Raw genomic sequence first — 5,153 nt, forward strand, 5'->3', positions numbered from 1 at the left:
GCCGCTGGGCCGACGCCCTCACCGAGTACCGCAGAGTCGCCGCCGCCCGCGAACGCGTCCTGGGCGCCGACCACCCCGACACCCTCGCCAGCCGCAACGACGAGGCCCACTGCCTCGAACAGCTCGGACGTGGGGAGGAGGCGGTGGAGCTCTACCGACAGACGGCCGCGCTGCGCCACCAGGGGCACAGCGCCCAGTCGTAGGCTCCAGCCATCGTCCGGCGCGACGCAGCGTCTCGCACAGCCGGGCCGGCGTCCGTGCCGTCGGACCGTCCGCATGCTGCCGTCCCCCTCCCGTCGTTCCCGTCGATCGCCGATCACGTCGACTGGGATCAAGAACAGCCCGACCGAGCACCGGGCCCGCGCGGAGCTGATCGCGAGAAGACGGCTGCTGTCCGCTTCGGACATCACCGACTCCCGGCCCCGGGCGGCTCGTTGATCGAGAGGACGTATCCGGCTCCTCGCAACAAGGCAGGCTCAGCGCTTCATGGCAACCATCACCACGATCGAACTCGACGACGGATCACTGCTGCGCGTGGAGACGGCCTCGACAAGCGCTACACCGGCCGCCCCACCAGCCGCCCCGGCCGCCCCACCGCGGGCGCCCGCCGACGCCTACGAACCCATCGGCCGCCCACGCCCCGCGGAGACCGTGGCCGGCGCCGCCGACACGCTGCGCGCCGCGGTGGACCGGGTGCGCCCGGCCGTGCAGGACGTGGTCGAGTCACTGCGGGCGATGCCGCGTCGGCCGGACCGGATCACCCTGGAGTTCGGGGTGAAGGTGACCGCCGAGGCCGGTGTGGTGCTCGCCAGGACCGCCGCGGAGGCGCACTTCTCCGTGGGTGTGGAGTGGGAGACCACGGGTGGACGGGACGCGTCCGGTGCCGTCTGACGGTCTTCCCCCGGAGGCCCGCTACGAGCGGGGCGCCGCCCGGGTGTTCGGCCCGGACGGGGCGGTCGCGGGAGCGGGGTTCCTCATCGGCGAACGACTGGTGTGCACCTGCGCCCACGTCGTCCGGGAGGTCGACGGCGGCCGCCCGGACCGACCGGTGGCCGTCGACTTCCCGCTGCTCGCCGGGGCCGAGGCAGGCCCTGCGGTCACCGCCGAGATCGTGTCCTGGCGGCCGGAGGACGATGTCGCGCTCCTGCGCCTGGCTGTCGCGGTGGAGGGCACCGAGCCGCTGCCGTTCGTGGCCGACGGGAGCGACGGGTGGGGCGGGGAGATCCGCTCCTTCGGCTTCCCCGAGGACGCGCCACGAGGCGTGAACGCCACCGGAGTGCTGCGCGGCCGCCAGCGGGCCGACCGGCTCCAGCTCGACCTCGCCGCCCACGGGGTACCGATCGCCCAGGGGTTCAGCGGGGCCGCCGTATGGGACGTACGACGGGAGGCCGTGGCCGGGATGCTCGTCACGCGCGGACGGTACGGGCTCAGCGGCACCGCGTATCTGATTCCCGCGGACCGGTTGCTCGACTCGGAGACGCCCGTGGCGTGCCCCTTCCGCGGTCTGGGCCGGTTCGAGGAACAGGACGCCCCGTACTTCCACGGTCGTGGGCCGGAGGTACGCACGCTCGTGGCAGCGGTCGGCTCACGACCGGTCACCGTACTCGCCGGCCCCTCGGGCAGCGGGAAGTCGTCGCTGCTCAGGGCCGGTCTGCTGGCCGAACTACGGCGCCGGGGAACCCCGTCGGCGCTGCGCGTGCCGCAGCCCGCGGCGGATCCGGCCGGCGCCGGCTCCGGGGATGCCTGGGTCGGGGAGGCCGTCGTGGCTGCCTGGCACGCGGCCGCACCGGACACCGCGGCCCGCCGAGAGCGCCTCGACGCCGTACTCGAAGCCTGTGCCGGACCGGAGGGCGCCCGCGTCGCGCTCCTCGGCCGGCTCCGCGACGAACTCGGTCCGGCCGGAGCCGTGCTCCTGCTCGACCAGTTCGAGGAGTACGCCGCCGACGACCCCCGGGCGGCGCTCCGGGCCTTCCGGACGCTGTCGGCGCTGACCGCCGCGCCCGATCCGGCACAAGGCGGCGGTCTGCGCGTCGTACTGACGGCGCGGCCCGCCACGCTGGAGTCACTCAGCGCCGCCGACACGTCGGCGTCCCTGGGCCGAGCGGTCGTCTTCCTGGCCCCCATGACACCCGAGGCGCTCGCCCTCACCGTCGACGAGCCGGTCAGGTCCGTCCCCGGACTCCGCCTTCAGGACGGACTGAGCGCCCGCCTCGTACGCGACGCCGCCGGGGAACCGGGCTGTCTGCCCCTGCTCCAGTTCACCCTCACCGAGCTGTGGCGCCGCAAGAAGGCCCACACCCTCACGCACTCCGCGTACGAGGAGATCGGCGGCGTCGGCGGGGCGCTGGCCTCGTACGCCGACGAGGCCCTCACGGCGTGCCTCGCGCGCGGCGACGTACCGGAGGCTGCCGCGCAGCGGCTCTTCCAACGGCTGGCGCGTCCGGACGGGAAGGGCGGCTTCACCCGGCGACCGGTGGCGACCGGCGAACTGCCTTCTGATCAGGCGGGGTTGGCACGCGGTCTGGCCGGGCGGCGCCTCCTCGTGTGGGACGTCGTGGAGACGGCGGCCCCCGGGGACCCGGGAGGCACCGTGCAGGTCGTGCACGAGGCCCTGCTGCACAGGTGGCCGCGTCTCACCGACTGGTTGCGGGACGACGCCGGGTTCTGCGAGTGGCAGGAGCGCACGGCACGGGACGCGGCCGAATGGGAGGCCCGCGGCCGGCCGGCCGGACTGCTGCCGCACGGGGTGCGGCTGGCCCAGGGGCTGGAGTGGCTGGCCGGCCGCCCCGAGGACCTCACGACGACGGAACGGGCCTACCTGGAGGCGGGCCGACGACGGCAGCGCCGCGGACTGCGGCGACTGTGGGCCGTCACGGGCCTGGTCACCGCACTGGCGGTGCTGGCCTCGGTCCTCGCGGTCAACTCCTACCGTGCCCGTCAAAGGGACCTGGCGGAGCTGCGGACGGCCGCTTCGACCGAGCTGAGCGAACTCAGTGGTGAGATGGCCGAGCGGTCACCGGACAGTGCGTTCCGCTACGCGGCGGGCGCGTGGACCGTGCGGCACACACCGCAGGCTCAGCGCGCTCTGTTCCAGCAGTACGTCCGGGCGCGGAACACCACCGCCTCGTACAGCGGGCTGTGGCGCGGCACGGCCCGCACGACCCTGGCGACCCCGGACGGCCGGACACTGGTGGTGGTGTCCCGGCCGGAGGGCGGGGCGGATGCGGAGGCGACCGTGGTGACGGGTGCCCTCGACGGGCGGCCACGGGCACTGCGGCTGCGGGGATTCCCCACAGGCCTGGTGACAGGGGGCTACGCGGACGCGCTGAGCGACGACGGCCGACGCTACGCGCTGGCCACGACGGACGGACGGGTCCTGCTCTGGAACCTGACCGACCGTGTCCCCCGGCCGCGCACCCTGTCGGGACCCCTGGCCGCTCGGGGCGATGTGTACGGGTCCACCGTCGACTTCTCGGACGACGGCAGCCGCCTCCTGCACTTCCACGCCTTCCAGAAGCCGAGCCCGCGGGACGCCGGCAGGCACGCACAGGTACGGCTGTGGGACCCGAGAACCGGTCGCCCCCTTCCCGCGTCCCAGCGGCCGGTCGCCCGGGACCGTCCGAGCCGGGCCTGGCTGCTGGGGACGGGCGACCGGATCGCCGTCGCCGTCACCCGCGAGGCACGCGACGGAGAGAACGGGGCCTACGACCGTCTGGGCGTCCACGCCGTGCGCTCCGGCGAGCAGGTGCGTCAGGTGTACGGGCCAGTGGTGTCACGCTACCCAGAGGCTCGCGCGAGCCGGGGGCACGGTGTCTGGTTGGTCACGGGCGGCGTCCACCGCTGGTACACGTTGGTCCCCGGGGCGCACCAGCCGAGCGGCGAGCTCGACGGACCCGTCGGCCGCCCGGATCTGACGGGCACACACCTGTACGACGACGCACACGCCACCCTCTCGGCACCGGGCGGCGACCACCGGCGCGTCACGTTCCTCGACGCCCGGGGCGGCCGGCGCCACTGGGCGGCCACGCTCCCGGGCAGGGCCTCCGCCCAGGACATCGCGGTCGTCGGCGAGAACGACGGACCCCGCACCGTGCTCACCACCGTGGGGGACTCCCTGATCCGGGTGCGCCCGGTACCGGTGCCGCCGCCCGCCCGGAGCGGCTCCTCCCCCTGGGGCACCGCCTCCGCCCTGGCCCCGGACGGCTCGCGCACGGCAAGGGTGCGGCAGGGCAGCCTGGAGGTGCTGGGCCCGGATGCCCGCCTGCGCGGCACGCGCCTGCCCGCCCTCAAGAGGCAGCTGAACCACCCGCCGCGCCTGCTCTGGGCCACCCGGGACGGCGAGGAGACGCTGCTGCTCTGGGCGAGGAACATGAAGTACGCGCTCCTGTACGACGTGGACACGCTGGCCTCCCCCGCGCGGGTCACGTGGAGCTGCGGCCGCGCCGGCGGTCCGGACCGCGACACCCCGGAGGACGTGGTCCAGGCGGCCGGCGGGGAGATCGTCCTGCTCTGCCTCAACGGCACCCTGGTCCGGCTGGACCCCCGCACCGGACTCCAGAGCGGCGGCCCGGTCCGCTTGAAGCCCGCCTCGCCCTCGGGCGACGAGGCCTGGGGCGGACAGCTCACCGCCCGGCCGGGCCACCCGGACCAGGTGGCGGTGGTCACGCGGGAGTGGGGCGAGGACGGCCGGATCGAGGTGTGGGACGTGCGCAGGGGCACCCGGATGTCCCGGCTGGAAGGCGCCCCGCTCGCCTACGCCTCGGACGACTTCGACCGGCTCACGGTCTTCACCCCGGACGGCGACCGGCTCGCCGCCCGTGGCGAGGACCGCCGGGTGCAGTGGTGGCGGGTCGACGAGGAGCGCGGTACGGGACGCACCGGTCCTCTGGAGGAGGTGAGCAGCCTGCTGGGCGTGTCGGAGAACGGGACGCTGGTCGCCGACCTGTACGGGGACATCGCGCTGTTCTCTCCCGGGAGCGGCAAGCTCCTGGGCCGCGTCGGGCTCCCGTCCTCCCCGCTCGGCGCCTGGCGTCTGAAGGGCGACACCCTGCGCCTCGCGCACGACGACCACGACACCCTGACCCTGCGCCTCGCACCCGCCGACTGGCACGCCGCCCTCTGCTCAGCGGCCCCCGGCCCCTACACCCCCGCCC

3 protein-coding genes are annotated in these 5,153 nt (G+C 75.1%); all 3 read left to right on the top strand.

The window, feature by feature from the left end; translation table 11 throughout:
* On the top strand, window positions 1-203 hold a 203-nt coding region (locus HLK59_RS47925), incomplete at its 5' end, for a tetratricopeptide repeat protein (protein WP_171147980.1).
* A 283-nt stretch (window positions 204-486) separates the two neighbouring features.
* Complete coding sequence (locus HLK59_RS47930; protein WP_171147981.1) at window positions 487-891, top strand: CU044_2847 family protein; 405 nt, start codon at window positions 487-489, stop codon at window positions 889-891.
* On the top strand, window positions 881-5,153 hold a 4,273-nt coding region (locus tag HLK59_RS47935; RefSeq protein ID WP_171147982.1), incomplete at its 3' end, for a serine protease. The genes HLK59_RS47930 and HLK59_RS47935, both read left to right, overlap by 11 nt.

The organism is Streptomyces sp. S3(2020) (genome assembly GCF_013044505.1).
Classification (GTDB): domain Bacteria; phylum Actinomycetota; class Actinomycetes; order Streptomycetales; family Streptomycetaceae; genus Streptomyces.